Here is a 16,138-nt window from a genome sequence, read left to right as displayed (position 1 = left end):
CAATGATTGATGTCTCCCAGCTAGAGGGCGTTTGGACGGTAACCCTCAATCGGCCGCAAAAAGCCAACTCGCTAACGCGCGAGATGCTGGAAAATTTGATCGGCATTGTCCGTCAAGCGCGGGATGCGAAAGCCGTTGTCTTTACGGGGACAGGAGTTGTTTTTAGCGCCGGTGCCGATTTGGACGAAGCCCGCGCAGGTCTGGCTGAAAGCCTACTTTGGGAGGAGCTTTCTGGAGAAATTGCCGCTTTGCGAGGCCTTACGATATGCGCCCTAAACGGGACGATTGCGGGGGGCGCCTTTGGCATGGCGCTGGCCTGTGACATTCGGATTTCAGTGCCGGAGGCGCGGTTTTTTTATCCCGTCATGAAGCACGGTTTCCTTCCACAGCCCTCCGATCCCAAACGCATGGCCGCCCTTATTGGTCCGTCACGCACGAAGCTTGTTTTTCTATGCGGACAAAAACTGACGAGCGAGCAGGCCTTTTCGTACGGCCTCGTGGACCAAGTCGTTTCTCGGGAGCATTTATTTACGACGGTTGAATCCCTTTGCGCGGACGTGATATCTGCCAAGCCAGAGATTGCCTTTGCAATCAAATCAACTTGCCCGAACGGCGAAAAGGAATCTTCGAGATGAAAACGGCATTGGTTATCGGCGCAGGCCCAGCAGGGCTTATGGCGGCCGAAATATTGGCGGATTCGGGGTTTTCTGTCACCGTTGCAGAAACCAAGAAAAGCCCCGCGCGCAAGCTTCTTATGGCGGGAAAGTCTGGTCTGAATATCACCAAGAACGAGACGGATGAACAGTTTTTGGCGACTTTTGGCGACATGCCTGAAGCGTTGAAATCTGCCATGACCGCGTTTGGTCCCCGCGAAGCAATGGCGTGGGCGCAGGGGTTAAATCAGGTTGTTTTCACTGGCTCAACGGGCCGTGTATTCCCAAGATCGATGAAAGCTTCTCCACTTCTTAGAACGTGGCTGGCACGGATGGGGGGCAAGGGCGTTACTTTGGAACTGGGTTGGAAATGGGTTGGTTGCGCGGGGCCGTCGTTTCAGTTTGAGACAAGCGCAGGCGCAAAAGAGGTTGCGGCGGATGTAACGATTTTGGCCTGTGGTGGCGCGAGTTGGGCAAGATTAGGCTCTGATGGGGCGTGGTCCGAATGGATAGATACGCCGCTTGCGCCATTCAAGCCCGCGAACATGGGGTTTGTTGTGGATTGGTCGTCGCATATGGAGCGCCACTTCGGAAGCCCTGTTAAGCCAGTTGGATTGATCGTTGGTGGCAAAACCCATCGCGGGGAAATTGTTGTGTCGCGTACTGGGCTCGAAGGGGGCGGTATTTATACCGTGTCCACCGCGCTTCGCGATGGAGAGACCCTGACGCTTGATCTTTTGCCCGACCTTACAGGCGATCAAATCCGCAAGCGCTTGGCAAGGCCTCAGGGCAAAACGAGTATGGCCAACTTTTATCGCAAAGTTTTGGGCTTAACGCCGGTGAAGATGGCTTTGCTACAGGAGTTTGCGCGCCCGTTGCCAACGGGCAATGCATTCATTTCAGTGCTTAAGGCGCTTCCCGTGCCGCTGAACGGACCTCGGCCGCTGGATGAAGCTATTTCCACGGCAGGTGGCGTGAAATTTGATGGGATGACAGAGGATCTCATGCTTAAAAACCGCCCAGGTGTATTTTGTGCGGGTGAAATGCTGGATTGGGAAGCGCCCACGGGCGGGTATCTGATTACAGCATCTTTAGCGACTGGAAAACTGGCGGCGGAAGCTGCGGTTCGGTGGGCCGAAAGCGGCTCTAACCTGGCTACTTAAGGCCGCCAAGCATGGAGAGGCGCACCAAAGTGCGCTCCACCAGCGCCATAGTTGGCGCGCGACTTGTGGAGCGTAGCTGAAGGTCGGTATCCAAGAGCATAGAGAGCGCGGCTTCCAAACGACGTGTGCCCCATTTCTGGGCTTGTCGCAGCATACGGTCGCGACGCGCCCCAAAAACGGGGGGACGCAGGCGGCCGATGCCTGCTGCCGGTCCACCCGGATCGGCGCTAGCTGCGTGAAGTGTTCTGAAATGTCGTGTCGCGCCAATGCACAATCCAACGGGTTGAACGCCTTGGGCTTCGAGTTTTTGCATGATTGGCCCAATTTCCGCACTGCGACCTTCCGCGACAATATTTAAAATATCGTCGAGTGCAGCCTCCGTGGATGAGGGGGCACAGGCGGCAACATCTAGCGGAGTCGCAGACTCGGAACTGCTCAGCATATAGAGAGCGAGTTTCTCCATCGTTTGACGGAAATCTCCCGGTCCGATTTCCTTGGAAAGCGCCGTGAGGGCTTCCATTGCGTCCGGACTTACCCGCGTTAGACCCACTTTTGCCAAGTCGGCTTCGATCTCCGCACGGCTTGGAGGATCATCATAGATACCTGCCGCATAGGCATTGCCGTGCCCTTCGAACAGCTTGCGCAGGGCGGATGTGGCCTTGAGCTGTCCGGCCGTTACGATGACCTGCGCATCTCCGGGTTGCCATTCCGCTAGGGCGGCGGCGACGGGTTTGACAAGGGCATCAGTGCAACCCTCAACAAAGGCCACGCGTGCACCCGGGAAAAAGCTTTGGGATTTTACGGCATCGAGAAGCATGGCGGGGTCTTTGCGCATGTCAGAAGCCGGAATCCGAAAGAGGCGCATTTCGTCGTCGCCAGTGGGGCCAATCAGGGCCAAGATAACTTCTTGGCGTTTTAGGGCCACACGCATCGCGTCCGCTCCGTAAATCAACAGGCCCGTTCGTTTCGGGTCGGGCTTGGTGAAATATCCGGTTGCGTCGCGCGGCGAAAGCTTCACGGGAGGAAGCTCCCTGAATTGAGGATAAGATGCTCGGTTATATCATCCCCAAGGACGATCATGAGACGTTCAAAAGCCGCCTCACTCGCGGTACGCGTGCTGACAGGGTTGGATGTGGCGCCGAAACTTGTGAAATTCTTGGCGACGCCTTCGGTGAGAACATTCTGGGTATTGAGGTCGCGTAGGGCGAAGGCAACTTCACCGAGCACGTTATAGCGCGTGGTTTCTTGGTTCGGCGTGATGCCAAGCGGGTCGATGCTGGTTTCAATCAGATATGAGAGGCCAAAGCGCGGATCGGTTGCCCTACCAAGGCGGTCTTCGAGGTGTTTCGTGAGGTCAAAGCTGTTTTTGTCAATCGGCGCGTCAACGAGAACAGATCCCCGTAGACCTTGGGCACTGCCGGTAGGGCCGTACACCGGCTCAAAACCACAGCCCGATGCGAGGGCTGTGGCGGAAAGAAAAAAGAAACGGCGATTAAGCGACAACATTCACAATCCTACCTGGTACAACGATGACCTTTTTAGGGGCTTTCCCCTCAAGAATTCTGATCACAGCTTCATCCGCCAAAGCCAGTTTTTCAACCTCTTCTTTGGGCATGTCCGCAGGTACCGTGATTTCGGAGCGGCGTTTGCCATTAACTTGGATCGGAAGCGTCACCACATCGTCGACCAAAAGCGCGGGATCGGCTTTGGGCCATGGCGCTTGGGCAACGAGGCCTTCGCCACCGAGCATTTGCCACATATCCTCGGCCAAGTGGGGCGTCATGGGGGACATCAGTTGAGCCATGATCTTGAGGGCTTCGCGGCGCGCAGCAGTAGATGCTGTGGATTTCGCAACCGTATTGGTGAAACCATAGAGCTGGGCGACGGACGTGTTGAAGGCGAATCCATCGATTCCGGCGGTGATCGCCTCAATTGCTTTATGGGTGGCTCGCAGGAGCGCCTCGTCGGAGCTGCCGTCGGCAGCCGCCTCCTCGGCGCTCTGTCGGTTTTCATCCGCCAGTCGCCAAACGCGACCGAGGTGTTTTGAGGCAGCCTCAGCGCCAGCGGCGGTCCACTCGACATCGCGCTCGGGCGGGCTGTCGGACATGACGAACCAGCGGGCGGTATCGGCGCCAAAGCTTGTGATAATGTCGTCTGGATCAACCACGTTCTTTTTGGATTTCGACATTTTCGCCGAGGGGATAATCTCGACTTCGGTGCCATCGGCCAATTTTCCGTCGGTCACATCTTCGGGCAGGTGATAGACTTTGCGCCCATTCCCATCGAGAGTTTGGTAGATTTCGTGCGTTACCATCCCTTGCGTAAAGAGCGCGTTGAAGGGTTCAATCGCGCTTTCGGGTAAGTGACCACAGATTTGCATCGCGCGTGCAAAGAAGCGCGCATAGAGAAGGTGAAGAATCGCGTGCTCGATCCCACCGATGTATTGATCGACGTTCATCCAATAGGCTGCGTCTTCGGCATTCGTCGGTGTTGGAGAATTGGGCGAAGTGAAACGCGCGTAATACCAAGAGCTATCGACAAACGTATCCATTGTATCGGTTTCTCGCAGGGCATCCGCGCCACATTTCGGGCAGGAACAGTTGCGCCATGTCGGGTGACGGTCGAGCGGATTGCCGGGGAGGTCAAAGCTGACATCCTTGGGCAATTCAATCGGCAGGTTTTCCTTTTTCTCAGGGACGACACCGCAGGCTTGGCAATGCACAACCGGAATCGGGCATCCCCAATAGCGTTGACGGCTTAGGCCCCAATCGCGCAGGCGGAATTTGGTGACGCCTTTGCCGAGGGATTTCGCTTCCATGAATTCGATGGTTTTAGCCACGGCCTCTTCGCCTGTGGCCTCGGTGAGGCCTGCGAAGTGGTCGACCCAGCGCACTTTTTCGGATTTGAGCGGGGTGAGGGCTGTGTTGCCAACGGGTGCCTCATCATCCAGTGCAAAGAAGGTGTTGGTGACGGCTAAGTCATACTTGCGCGAGAAATCGAGATCGCGTTGATCGTGCGCTGGGCAACCGAAGACCGCACCAGTGCCGTAGTCCATTAGAATGAAATTTGCGACCCAAACCGGCAATTCCCAATCAGGGTTGAGCGGGTGGCGCACTTTTAGGCCAGTATCAAAGCCACGCTTCTCGGCCTTTTCCATGTCGGCCTCTGACGTGCCAAGGCTGCGGCATTCTGCGGTAAAGGCGGCCAACGCAGGGTTGTCGCCTTCGAGCGCTTGGGCCAGCGGGTGATCGGCGGAAATGCCAACGAAACTCGCGCCCATCAATGTATCGGGGCGGGTTGTGTAAACGGGAATGTCTTTGATGTCGCCTTGAGGGGTGGTCAAATCAAAGGCGAACTCAAGGCCGCGCGATTTGCCGATCCAGTTGGCCTGCATGGTGCGGACCTTCTCGGGCCAATTGTCCAAATCATCCAACGCAGTCAGAAGTTCGTCGGCGTGATCGGAAATCTTGAAGAACCACTGTGTTAGTGATTTACGCTCGACGGGCGCATCGGAACGCCAGCCCTTACCATCAATCACTTGCTCATTCGCCAGAACTGTCATGTCTACTGGATCCCAGTTCACAACCGCTTCCTTACGATACACAAGGCCCTTGCCCATGAAATCGATGAACATGCTTTGCTGCTGGCCGTAATATTCCGGATCACAGGTGGCAAATTCGCGGGTCCAGTCAATCGAAAGGCCCAAGGGCTTCATTTGGGCCCGCATGTCGGCGATGTTTTGATAGGTCCAATCGGCTGGATGGCCACCAATCGCCATAGCAGCGTTTTCGGCGGGCATTCCGAAGGCGTCCCAGCCCATTGGGTGCAAGACCGAGAAACCACACGACGCTTTATACCGCGCAACCACGTCGCCCATCGTATAATTCCGCACGTGACCCATATGAATACGCCCAGACGGGTAGGGGAACATCTCGAGGACGTAGTATTTTTCCTTCGCAGGGTCGCGTTTGGCGAGGAATATTTCGGCCTCGTCCCAAGCGTTTTGCCATTTGGGTTCGATTTCGGAGGCGATATAGCGTGACATGAATGAGTCCTTTACGTGCAAAACGCCGAGCTCTTCTGCGGGTTGCAGGGCTCGACGTATGCGAATGACGGGTTAGGTCGGCAAGCGCCTTCCAAGATTAGAGATTGCTGTCGCGCAACCGAAGTTGGCGCGCCCGCGTAAGAATAGCGTCTTCGATCGCACGCTGGGTTTCGGCGGAAACTGCGCGACCTCCGCTCGATTGAAGGGCGACATTAAGAGAACGCGCATCCAAAGCAGGGTCTTGGATATAAACGGCAGCGCGATAGGATTGGCTGCCACCCGGAGGTGTGCCGTATCCCGTGATGAAAATGCCTGAAAAGGGATCGACATCCTGAACGGGCAAGAAGTCGAGAATCTCAAGCGCCGCATTCCAAAGATATTTATTCACCTCAATTTGGGTGTTTGGATCCGTGTTGTTGGCAAAAATATCCCAAACAGTGCTGGGTGGCGTGTCTTCATAACTCTCTTGGAAAGGGGATCGCTCAGGGATTGGCTCAGAATCGCATGCGGAAATGCCCACGACCAAAAGAATCGATGAAAACCATTTGAAAAATTTGCTCGCTACCATTTTGGCTTCCCCTTATTGCTTCAGGGGATTTAGTAACCAACCACCAAAGGCGGAGCAAGGTTTTTCAGTTTTTTAAGCCATACTATAAAGAGAACAATATCGTTCGCCCTGTTTGGAGTCCCCAAAGAAGCTGAAAATTGACTGTGGCAAACCTGCATCAGCCTTAAAGGGTTTGTTAAAGCGATGCATCGGGAACTTGCAAAACCGGAGCCGAAAGGCGATTGAACAGCATACTCAGTTCGGATTTCCCTGAATTGAGGTGCACTCTTTAATCTCTTACAAGGGAAAAACGAAATGAAAAATCTTCTTATTGCTACGACTGCACTCGTTGCAACCGCTGGCGTCGCAGCCGCTGACATCTCCGTATCCGGTGACGGCCGCATGGGTTTGGTATACGATGACCGTGACACTTTCGGTCTTCCTGGCGATTCCAACATCAAAATGAGCAGCCGTATTCGTATCGGTTTCTCCGCATCCGGCGAAACTGACAACGGTCTGTCTTTCGGTGGTTTCATCCGCGCTGACAACTCTGGTGCCGGTTCTGCTGGTCGCGCTGGTTCCGTATTCATCTCCGGTTCTTTCGGTAAGCTCTCCATGGGCGACGTTGACGGCGCTGCTAAAGCTGCTGTTGGTCAAGTTTCCGGTATCGGTTACACAAACTTGAGCGACATCAACGAAATCACGTACCTCAACTCCGGTACTGATGTGAATGGCGACGGCAGCAACGATACACTGTACCCAACTCCTTCGGCTCTTTATGAGTACGCAGCTGGTTCCACAGTATTCTACGTTGGTATCGGCCAAATCGGCACCCAAATCGGTACTGTTTCCGTTCCAGGTCAGCTTCTTCCAGCTGTTGGTGAAGTAGGTCAGTCCTACTCGGTTGGTGCTAAATGGTCTAACGACAATGGCCTTACAATCGCTGGTGGTTATGAAGCTACGAACGACGTTGCTGGTACAGGCGACGCGAGCGATTGGGTTCTTGGTGCTCAATGGACTAACGGTACATGGGGCGTTAAAGGTATTTACCTTCAAGGCGAATGGGCTGGCTTCGGCGACGTTCAACAGTACGCTGTTTCCGGTGACTGGACTTCTGGTGCGACGACTGTAACTGCTTTCTACACTAAGAAAGACCTTCAGGACTTCGATACTACCTCTGAGTCCTACGGCCTTGGTGCTGCATACGACCTCGGTGGCGGTGCTACACTTGCCGGCGGTATCGCTAGCGTGAGCCCAATCAACGACGCTGACACATACACAGTTGGTGACCTTGGTATCAAATTCAACTTCTAATCCATCCGGATTATTGTGAATTGGAAAGAGCGGGCTTCGGTCCGCTCTTTTCTTTTTGTCCAGACTGTGGCTCATTGGGGTGAACTCAAAAGGCCATATTATGTCTCTGAAAAACACCCTTTCCAAAATTCAGTCCGCAGAATCTAGTGCTGGACGTCCTACTGGATCCACCAAGCTTATTGCGGTTTCCAAGGTGCAACCACTTGAGCGCGTGCGCGCCGTCCTAGATCAGGGGCATCGGGTTTTTGGTGAGAACAAAGTGCAAGAGGCCGCCGGAAAATGGCCTGACCTGCGTGCAGAATACGGCCCCGTAGAAGTGCATCTTCTTGGCCCCCTCCAAACAAACAAAGCCCGTCAAGCGATGGAGCTTTTTGATGCTATCCACACCCTAGATCGCCCAAAACTGGCCACCACGCTAGCGCGATTAACCAAAGAGGTTGGTAGCTGCCCGAAATTGTTTGTCCAAGTTAATACAGGTGCGGAAGAGCAAAAAGCGGGTGTCTCTGTCGACGAGGCGGACGGTTTTATCGAAATGTGCGTAGGGCATGGTTTGCCGGTCGTTGGCCTCATGTGCATCCCCCCTGTTGACGAAGATCCAAGCGTACACTTCGCCCTACTAGCGGAAATAGCGGCGCGAAATCATCTATCTGAGCTTTCGATGGGGATGAGTGGCGATTTCGAAGTTGCCATAAAAGCAGGCGCAACCTACGTCAGAGTTGGTTCTGCAATTTTCGGCGCGCGCAGCTACAACTAGGCCTTTACTACAATTCTGCTATTGGGTGCCCATCGCGCCAATATCCATTGCAAATTCTGCCGTGAAAAAGCGATGCACCCTTCGGTCGGGTGCCGCGGTTTCCGCCATTGGTGCACAAAAATTGCCGACCCCAATCCGGGGGTAGCCTGTGGGTAATTGTAATCCGTGTATAAAACCACATCATATAGGGGGTCGGCGCGGAACAGCGTCTCGTGGCTAAATTTATAAAACCGTTGAGTTTTTCGGCTATTATATTCTGGATCACGCGAGTCGTCCGACCATATATCGGCTGGGCCGATCGCATCCATTGGAAATGGAACGTGTGGCCGTCGAAGCCGCGACTGTCGGAATCCTCCTCCAACTAGACGCATTTCCTGTCTCGGCGTCCCGCCATCCCCCTCACGTTTATTGGCGACAAAACCGCCTTTCCCGATGGAGCAGGGAATACGCCGCCCCATAAACCGCGCCCCCCAACGGGTCACGACAAGGTCGGATGGCTTCACAGCAGATGCCCGGATTTTGCGGCTTTCGTCGCAAGATAGGCGTGATTATGTGCGTTTTCGCCAACCCTCAGCGGCACGCGTTCGACAACTTGAATGCCGTTCGCCTGCATCATTTCAACTTTAGCAGGGTTGTTCGTGAGGAGGTTAACGCTTTGAAACCCCATGCGTTTTAGGATTTCCGCGCCAATGCGAAAGTCGCGCTCATCATCCTCAAATCCAAGGCGATGATTGGCCTGAACAGTGTCAAACCCCTGATCTTGAAGGGAATAGGCGCGCATTTTATTGGCAAGACCAATCCCGCGCCCTTCCTGATTGAGATAGAGCAAAACACCCGCCCCATTCTCGCCCATCGCTGCAAGAGCTGCGCGCAGCTGCGGACCACAGTCGCATTTTAAACTGCCGATAAGGTCACCCGTAAAACACGCAGAATGCAGGCGAGAGAGCACGGGTTTCCCACGATCTGGGCGACCAATTTCCACGGCATAATGCTCTTCACCGCCATCAAGTGGGCGGAAAACATGCAGGCGCCCCGCTTCGGAAACCTCTAGGGGGACGCGTGCCGAAGCTACCAAAGTAAGAGGCGACATTGCATCAATTTCCGCTTCAGCGTCCTCAAGGGGCACATGGGTTAAATCGTTTTCGTGGGCGAACGCGAGGCCGTTTTCAATTGGCAATAGAACGGCGGACGGCAGTAATCGCGCGGCCTTGGCCAACCCGATTGCGGATTTTGCAATGCAACTTCCGCCCTCACGAAGGGTTTTGAGGGGCCCTTTCATCGGCGCTCTCAGGTCGTTTTCTGGATCGGCAACCGCATATATCCATTTTGTGTCGGCATCGCTCGGAACGACTATTCGTGCAACTTGCGAGTCATAAGCGCGCGCCTTGAGTGTCTCGGCTCTGCGGGTTGTTATGGCCAAAAGAAGAGGCACGCTCAATTCGCGAAGGTCCGAAAGGCGGGCAGGGGTCAATGTTTCTGACGCAATGACAAGTGCCGACTCGCCGGCTTTGGATAGGACGATTGGTGCGCCCATTCGAAGGTCTGCACGGGCACGGGCAAGCCGCTCGGAGAGGGTTGGGGTCAGGGGCATTCGCAAAACTCTGTTACAACATTCATCTGATATGTAACCATTCTGGGTGGGAATTGAAACATAAGGCTGGTTTTCCACACGTCACCGTGATTATTCCTGCCAGCCTCTTGTTTTGCGCCTCTCAGAGGAACAACTCTTATCACAAGCAACGGAGGTTTCCCCATGGTAGCGCTCAAGAAAATACTACTGGTCGACGATGATGACGACCTACGTGAAGCTCTTTCAGAGCAATTGGTTATGACCGAAGACTTTGATGTTTTCGAGGCAGATTCGGGTGCTACGGCGATGGTGAAAGCCAAAGAAGCCATTTATGAGTTGGTGATATTGGACGTCGGCCTACCTGATACCGATGGCCGTGAACTGTGTCGCTTGATGCGCAAGCAAGGGATTAAATGCCCGATTGTGATGCTTACCGGACATGATAGCGACGCGGATACGATCCTTGGACTCGACGCAGGTGCAAATGATTACGTCACCAAGCCGTTCAAGTTTCCCGTCCTTTTGGCCCGTATTCGTGCGCAATTACGCCAGCACGAACAGAGCGAAGATGCGGTTTTTCAACTGGGTCCATATACATTCAAGCCCGCGGTCAAAATGTTGATTACCGAGGACGAAAAGAAGGTGCGCCTGACCGAAAAGGAAACAAACATCCTTAAGTTTTTGTACCGCGCCACGGGCAGTGTCGTAGCGCGGGATGTTTTGTTGCATGAGGTTTGGGGCTATAACGCAGGGGTCACAACCCACACGTTAGAGACACATATCTATCGGCTGCGGCAGAAAATTGAACTTGATCCAAGCAATGCGCGCCTTCTTGTTACCGAAAGCGGTGGGTATCGCCTCGCGTCCTAAAAGTTCCCGGCGACTGGGTTAAGTCGCACCTCCCTGTTGACTTGCCCGGGCCTTGTGCCCGGGTTTTTTTATGCAAATAGCGGTGCGGCTTGATAGGCCTTTAGGCTCGGTTTGGCGGCACTGAATGCGCTCCAATCCTCCTCCAGTTCTGGGAACAACGCATAGAGTTCATTCTGAACTTCGGTGGCCATTCCTTCACATACTTCCGCACCAGGCAAAAAGCTTTCGGACGGTAGGCCTTCGGAGAAAATAACTTCGTGATTGTCAAATAATAGGTGAATATAGGTAACGCCGTCGGTTGGGAGGTGCCGAGAAATTGTCGTACCGTTTACCAAATGCTTGGCTGCAACCAAGACTTCGTCCTCGCCATAAAACAGTTCGGCACGCCAATCGGAAATCAATACACGATGCTGTGGCGAGACGAGAAGATCACGCTTTGGTACGCCATTCCCAAGAGCCCCTTTTTGAATCAAAACAGGCTCGAACACGGGGTATAATGCTAACTCATCACGCGAAAAATTGACTTCGCCCTTCCAGCGCAGAGGCTTTAACCCGTGGTCCAATGTCTCCACCAAGTCACCTGATGAAAGCGTCTCAATCGCGCGGGGACCGCTGGCGGTCTCGATTAAAGTTTTCGGTGTGAAACAGGCGGGGGATGCGTAGTCTTCGTAGTTTGTAACACCTGGCGTTGGCCCCTCAGATGCAGAAATAACCGTAAGAGGAACCCCAACAGGTGGAAACCCACCAACCGGACCGATAAAAGCCAAACCTTCGATCGTTCCGTAAGTATTAGCATCACCAGGTTCCCGAATGTTCATCGCAATTATGGTGTAATTGTTTCCATCGGGATCTTGGACTTGGAACTGGAATTCAGCCTCAATAATCGCGCCCGCGTTATAGTCCGTACCGGCGTAAGTTATATCCTCGCTCAGCGACTGGCCTTCATCGTTATCGTCGAATGACCCGTTTCCATCGGTGATGTCGATGGTTTCCCAAAATTTGGAATTCAAGGTGATCGTTTCCCCAATCAAGTGGGTCCCGTCACCTTGGCTAATGCCGGAAAGGGATTCGCCTCCGGATACCGAAATTTGATCGTCTGCTAACGTATAGAGTATTGGCATGTTTTTTCCCATTCGTCCTGATCACGTGCATTTCTAGCAAGGATTCAAGGTGAAAATTGGAGGCCTTTGAGGCAACAAAGGGGCATTAGCCGTTATTTTGGTTAATATTCGGAAACAAATGGCGAAGTAATTGCATAGAACTTGCGGGAGTAAACTCGAAATCCGGCGGTTACGGCTTCGAGAAATCCTTTTGGGTGGTTATTCCGTCAGCTCCACCCTATTCTTGGGAAACGAAAATTTTGGAGCGCTACATGTCTTTTACTCTCTGTACTTGGAATATCAATTCTGTGCGTCTTCGCGAACCTATCGTACTGAAATTACTCGAGGAACAGGCGCCGGACATTTTGTGTTTGCAGGAATGTAAAAGCCCTGTGGATAAAATTCCGACCGAGGCTTTTCACGCGCTTGGCTATACGCATATGGTGGCAAACGGCCAAAAGGGGTATAATGGGGTTGCGATCCTTTCGCGCCTTCCGCTTGAATTGGTCGGGATGCACGATTTCGCCAATCTTGGGCACGCACGACATGTGGCGGCGAAACTGGAAAATGGCGTAACGATTCATAACCACTATGTCCCAGCGGGCGGCGACGTGGCAGATCGTTTGGTAAACGAGAAATTCGGTCAAAAACTCGACTACCTCGCTGACATGCGGGATGATTTCCGCGCCAATATGCCAAAAAAGTCCATTTTGGTCGGAGATTTAAATATTGCCCCACGGGAAGACGATGTTTGGGATCATAAAAAACTTCTGAAGGTCGTGAGCCATACGCCAATCGAAGTTGAAAAGTTCGAAGAGACCCGAGAATCTGGCGATTGGCATGATGTGACACGGGCCGATATTCCAGAGGGTAAAGTCTATAGCTGGTGGAGTTATCGGGCCAAGGACTGGTCGGACGCAGACAAAGGGCGGCGTTTGGATCACATTTGGGCGACGGGCGATATTAAAAGCGCGGGTCACAGCAGCCGAATTGCACGCGATGCGCGCGGGTGGGAGAAGCCGAGCGACCACGCGCCAGTCTTTGCAACCTTTGACCTTTAGGGTCGTAACCCCCATATAGATAGAAATGACGTTAATTGGATTGTGATCGATGCTTGAATTTGGAAAAACAGATGCGCCTGCCGAACCTACGGATGAGACCCTAATCAAGGAGTCTTCTGAGGCCAACTTCTTGGAAGATGTGATCGAAGCCAGCAAAGAGGTTCCGATCATCGTTGATTTCTGGGCGCCGTGGTGCGGCCCGTGCAAAACGCTTGGGCCAGCACTCGAGGCTGCGGTGACCAAAGCTGAGGGCGCCGTCAAAATGGTAAAGGTCGACGTTGACCAGAACCCCGGAATTTCCGCTCAATTACAGATTAAATCCATCCCTACAGTTTACGCTTTCTGGCAAGGACAGCCAGTGGACGGATTTCAGGGGGCACTCCCCCCCAGTGAGATTGACCAATTTGTTGAGCGAGTCGCCGCAATGGGGCCCGGTGCGCCCGATGGTGGACTCGCAGATGCGGTCGAGGCTGCCGAGGCAATGTTTGAAGCTGGCGAATTTGACGATGCCCTGCAAACATTCGTAGCGATCACCGAAGAGGATCCCATGAATGTGCAATCCTTTGCGGGTATTATTAAGTGCCATTTGGCGCTTGGCGAAGTAGAAGAGGCCGAGGCTGTGCTAAACGGTATTCCGGCGGAAATATCCGAGAGTAAAGCTATTGAAGCGGTACGGGCGAAAGTAGATTTAGCGAAGCAAGCAGCAAACGCAGGTCCGGAAACTGAGCTTTCTGCCGCTGTGGAGGCCAATCCAGACGATCATCAAGCCCGTTTCGATCTGTCCACAGCGCTACTTGCTGCAGGTGATGCCGAAGGGGCTGTGGAAGCTCTTTTGGAGCTATTCAGGCGGGATAGAGACTGGAACGACGGCGCTGCCAAATCTCAAATGTTTACCATTTTTGATGCCTTGGACATGAAAGATCCGATCGCTCTGAATGGGCGGCGCAAACTGTCCTCAATGATTTTTGTGTAATCGAAAACCGGAGCGAGTTCAAAACAATGAAATTGCCCGTCAATTTTCCAGAGACCTTACCGCTCTTTCCAATTGATGGGGCGCTGCTCCTTCCGCGCGGGAGGCTGCCTCTGCAAGTCTTTGAGCCGCGTTTTTTGGCGATGGTTGATGATTGCCTAAAGACGGATGACCGTATGATCGGCCTCATCCAGACCGAGAAAGGTAAAGGCGAAACGACGTATCAGAATGTTGGCTGCGCCGGTCGGATCGTCGGTTTTTCAGAAACTGCCGATGGGCGGTACATGATTACACTTTCGGGTGTGTCACGGTACCGACCTTTGGACGTTCGCGAGAGTTTTAAACCCTACTTAGTCACGACGCCAAGCTGGACGGGTTTTGAACGAGATGTGGCTGGACCAGAGCATGATCCAGAGTTTCCGCGGGATGATTTTATTCCGTTGCTTCAAAAGTATTTTCATATGCAAGAATTGGAAACCGATTGGGAAAATTTGTCGGGAGCCGAGGACGAATTGTTGATCAATTCCCTGTCGATGCTCTGTCCATTTGAGCCAGAAGAGAAGCAAGCACTATTGGAAGCTGTGGATTTGAAAACACGTCGAGAAACGCTTCAGGCTTTGATGGAAATGGCCATTCATGCAGGGTCAAAGAAGGAACAAATACAATGACAAATGAAGGATTTTTTGACCCGAAAATGCTCGAAAGCTTGGTGTGCCCTCTGACGCAAGCGCGGCTCGACTACGACGCCAAAAATGCGGAGCTCATCTCAAAACCGGCCAATCTGGCCTTTCCGATCCGCAATGGCATTCCTGTAATGTTAATTGATGAGGCGCGCGAACTCGATTAAATCGGGCGTCCTTGCAGCAGTTTGGGAACGTCTCCCGTTAGGCCCGCAGCTTCGCGCATTAAGCGTCGCCGCGCACCCGGAATGGCATTGACCAAACCTAGTCCCAAATCCCTTACGGCCCGAAGCGCAGAATTATCGTTTGAAAATAAAGCGTTGAATCCGTCTGTCGCACCCGCAAGGGCTGCCGTATCAAAGCGTCGCCATTGTTGATACCGCGCCAAAACATCAGAGGCACCGAAGTCTTCTCCGCGACGTTTGGCTTCTATAATTACTTGCGCTAATGCGCCGACATCTCTCAAGCCAAGGTTGAGACCCTGGCCCGCGATTGGATGCACCGCATGTGCCGCGTCTCCAATGAGGGCCAAACGTTGGGCAACCATTTTTGGGGTGACCGAAAGGGTAAGGGGATAGGAAAACCTTCCACCTGCCAACGAAATATCTCCCAGAAAACTCCCAAACCTTGGGCGCAACTCTTCCAGAAAATCGGCGTCCGAGAGCGCCTTGATCCTATCGGCATTCTCGTGCGTTTCGCTCCAGACAATGGAAGAAACATTTCCCGGAAGGGGTAAAATCGCCAGCGGCCCCGACGGCATGAAAAATTGATGCGCACAGCCCTCGTGTGGAAGGTCATGCGCGACGGCGGCAACCAAGGCGGTCTGGCCGTAATCTTTGATGTCTCTGGTAATTCCCGCTCGCTCTGCGGTCTGGCTTTTTTTGCCATCCGAACCAATGAGGAGGCGGGCAGCAAGGGTTTTTCCTGAGGCTAATGTCACAGTGGCACCGGTTGCCGTCTGTTCTTGGGAAACAACGGTTTCACCCGAAATAGTCTCTATTCTGGGTTCTTTTTTCAACGCATCCAAAAGTGCGAACCTTAGAAAGCGATCCTCAATCATATACCCCATAGGGCCTTCTTCGAGTTCACGATGATCAAAGTGCAGCACAAATGGAGAAGGACCTTCGCCCGCGCGCCCATCGGTGACTTTTACATCCAAGATTGGTTGGGAATGATGCGCGATCCCCGACCAAACTCCCAAAGCGCTTAGTAGTTTTTGTGAGGACAACGCCAACGCATATCCGCGCCCGTCAAAATCATTCGCTTTTCGAACTTGGGTTGGGAGGGCGTCAACGAGGATGACACTCATCCCACCTTGAGCGAGGGCCAAAGCCATTGACGCGCCGTTTAGCCCGCCGCCTACAATCAGGATATCGGAATCAAATTTCATAAAGGTATATTGGCGCTTTTA

The 16,138-nt window shown here is 53.3% G+C and carries 17 protein-coding genes; 9 read left to right on the top strand and 8 right to left on the bottom strand.

The window, feature by feature from the left end:
- The first annotated feature begins 2 nt into the window (after positions 1 to 2).
- Together AB9F29_RS08665 and AB9F29_RS08660 are read left to right on the top strand one after the other, a co-directional pair.
- The gene (locus AB9F29_RS08665; protein ID WP_369755341.1) at positions 3 to 635 is read left to right on the top strand and encodes an enoyl-CoA hydratase/isomerase family protein; all 633 of its coding nucleotides are present in this window, start codon (positions 3 to 5) and stop codon (positions 633 to 635) included.
- Complete coding sequence (locus AB9F29_RS08660) at positions 632 to 1,816, top strand: TIGR03862 family flavoprotein (protein ID WP_369755340.1); 1,185 nt, start codon at positions 632 to 634, stop codon at positions 1,814 to 1,816. Before AB9F29_RS08665 ends, AB9F29_RS08660 begins: the two co-directional genes overlap by 4 nt.
- On the opposite strand, the gene holA is transcribed toward AB9F29_RS08660, so the two are convergent.
- The 4 genes from holA to AB9F29_RS08640 form a co-directional block, all read right to left on the bottom strand.
- A complete protein-coding gene (gene holA / locus AB9F29_RS08655) occupies positions 1,809 to 2,834 on the bottom strand; it encodes a DNA polymerase III subunit delta (protein ID WP_335583991.1) in 1,026 nt (341 codons plus the stop codon). The two genes, AB9F29_RS08660 and holA, sit on opposite strands and share 8 nt — an antisense overlap.
- On the bottom strand, positions 2,831 to 3,322 hold the full coding sequence (locus tag AB9F29_RS08650; protein WP_335583992.1) for a hypothetical protein: 492 nt from the start codon (positions 3,320 to 3,322) through the stop codon (positions 2,831 to 2,833). The genes holA and AB9F29_RS08650 overlap by 4 nt, the downstream gene beginning before the upstream one ends.
- Positions 3,309 to 5,861 (bottom strand): leucine--tRNA ligase, encoded by a 2,553-nt coding sequence (leuS, locus tag AB9F29_RS08645; protein WP_369755339.1) that lies wholly within the window; start codon positions 5,859 to 5,861, stop codon positions 3,309 to 3,311. The genes AB9F29_RS08650 and leuS overlap by 14 nt, the downstream gene beginning before the upstream one ends.
- 97 nt (positions 5,862 to 5,958) lie before the next feature.
- Positions 5,959 to 6,429, bottom strand: coding sequence for a DUF3576 domain-containing protein (locus tag AB9F29_RS08640; RefSeq protein WP_335583994.1), 471 nt, complete (start codon positions 6,427 to 6,429; stop codon positions 5,959 to 5,961).
- 294 nt (positions 6,430 to 6,723) lie between these two features.
- Here AB9F29_RS08640 and AB9F29_RS08635 point away from each other — a divergent pair, with 294 nt between their 5' ends.
- Together AB9F29_RS08635 and AB9F29_RS08630 are read left to right on the top strand one after the other, a co-directional pair.
- Positions 6,724 to 7,722, top strand: coding sequence for a porin (locus tag AB9F29_RS08635; RefSeq protein WP_369755338.1), 999 nt, complete (start codon positions 6,724 to 6,726; stop codon positions 7,720 to 7,722).
- Positions 7,723 to 7,822: 100 nt separating this feature from the next.
- On the top strand, positions 7,823 to 8,476 hold the full coding sequence (locus AB9F29_RS08630; protein WP_369755337.1) for a YggS family pyridoxal phosphate-dependent enzyme: 654 nt from the start codon (positions 7,823 to 7,825) through the stop codon (positions 8,474 to 8,476).
- Here the strand turns inward: AB9F29_RS08630 and AB9F29_RS08625 are convergent.
- Positions 8,473 to 8,934, bottom strand: coding sequence for a L,D-transpeptidase family protein (locus AB9F29_RS08625; protein ID WP_335584056.1), 462 nt, complete (start codon positions 8,932 to 8,934; stop codon positions 8,473 to 8,475). The genes AB9F29_RS08630 and AB9F29_RS08625 overlap by 4 nt on opposite strands.
- Positions 8,935 to 8,975: 41 nt before the next feature.
- On the bottom strand, positions 8,976 to 10,067 hold the full coding sequence (gene ribA, locus AB9F29_RS08620) for a GTP cyclohydrolase II (RefSeq protein WP_369755336.1): 1,092 nt from the start codon (positions 10,065 to 10,067) through the stop codon (positions 8,976 to 8,978).
- Between the two features lie 162 nt (positions 10,068 to 10,229).
- On the opposite strand from ribA, the gene AB9F29_RS08615 reads away from it, so the two are divergent.
- On the top strand, positions 10,230 to 10,916 hold the full coding sequence (locus tag AB9F29_RS08615) for a response regulator transcription factor (RefSeq protein WP_039003364.1): 687 nt from the start codon (positions 10,230 to 10,232) through the stop codon (positions 10,914 to 10,916).
- A gap of 68 nt (positions 10,917 to 10,984) precedes the next feature.
- Here AB9F29_RS08615 and AB9F29_RS08610 read toward each other — a convergent pair whose 3' ends face one another.
- A complete protein-coding gene (locus tag AB9F29_RS08610; protein ID WP_369755335.1) occupies positions 10,985 to 12,037 on the bottom strand; it encodes a Hint domain-containing protein in 1,053 nt (350 codons plus the stop codon).
- 251 nt (positions 12,038 to 12,288) lie between these two features.
- On the opposite strand from AB9F29_RS08610, the gene xth reads away from it, so the two are divergent.
- Genes xth through AB9F29_RS08590 form a run of 4 tightly spaced genes read left to right on the top strand, consistent with a single transcriptional unit; the run spans position 12,289 to position 14,894 of the window.
- On the top strand, positions 12,289 to 13,077 hold the full coding sequence (xth, locus tag AB9F29_RS08605; protein ID WP_369755334.1) for an exodeoxyribonuclease III: 789 nt from the start codon (positions 12,289 to 12,291) through the stop codon (positions 13,075 to 13,077).
- 49 nt (positions 13,078 to 13,126) lie between these two features.
- Positions 13,127 to 14,050 (top strand): thioredoxin, encoded by a 924-nt coding sequence (gene trxA / locus AB9F29_RS08600; protein ID WP_369755333.1) that lies wholly within the window; start codon positions 13,127 to 13,129, stop codon positions 14,048 to 14,050.
- 26 nt (positions 14,051 to 14,076) lie between these two features.
- Positions 14,077 to 14,715, top strand: a complete 639-nt coding sequence (locus AB9F29_RS08595) for an LON peptidase substrate-binding domain-containing protein (RefSeq protein WP_369755332.1) — start codon at positions 14,077 to 14,079, stop codon at positions 14,713 to 14,715.
- On the top strand, positions 14,712 to 14,894 hold the full coding sequence (locus AB9F29_RS08590; protein ID WP_335584002.1) for a Trm112 family protein: 183 nt from the start codon (positions 14,712 to 14,714) through the stop codon (positions 14,892 to 14,894). The genes AB9F29_RS08595 and AB9F29_RS08590 overlap by 4 nt, the downstream gene beginning before the upstream one ends.
- On the opposite strand, the gene AB9F29_RS08585 is transcribed toward AB9F29_RS08590, so the two are convergent.
- Entirely contained in the window at positions 14,891 to 16,117 is a 1,227-nt protein-coding gene (locus tag AB9F29_RS08585; protein ID WP_369755331.1) for a UbiH/UbiF/VisC/COQ6 family ubiquinone biosynthesis hydroxylase, read from the bottom strand. The two genes, AB9F29_RS08590 and AB9F29_RS08585, sit on opposite strands and share 4 nt — an antisense overlap.
- Positions 16,118 to 16,138 lie beyond the last annotated feature (21 nt).

The organism is Falsihalocynthiibacter sp. S25ZX9, assembly GCF_041205405.1.
Classification (GTDB): Bacteria; Pseudomonadota; Alphaproteobacteria; order Rhodobacterales; family Rhodobacteraceae; genus Falsihalocynthiibacter; species Falsihalocynthiibacter arcticus.
The sequence above is the reverse complement of the archived record's forward strand: the minus strand, read 5'-3'. Positions and strand labels throughout refer to the sequence as shown.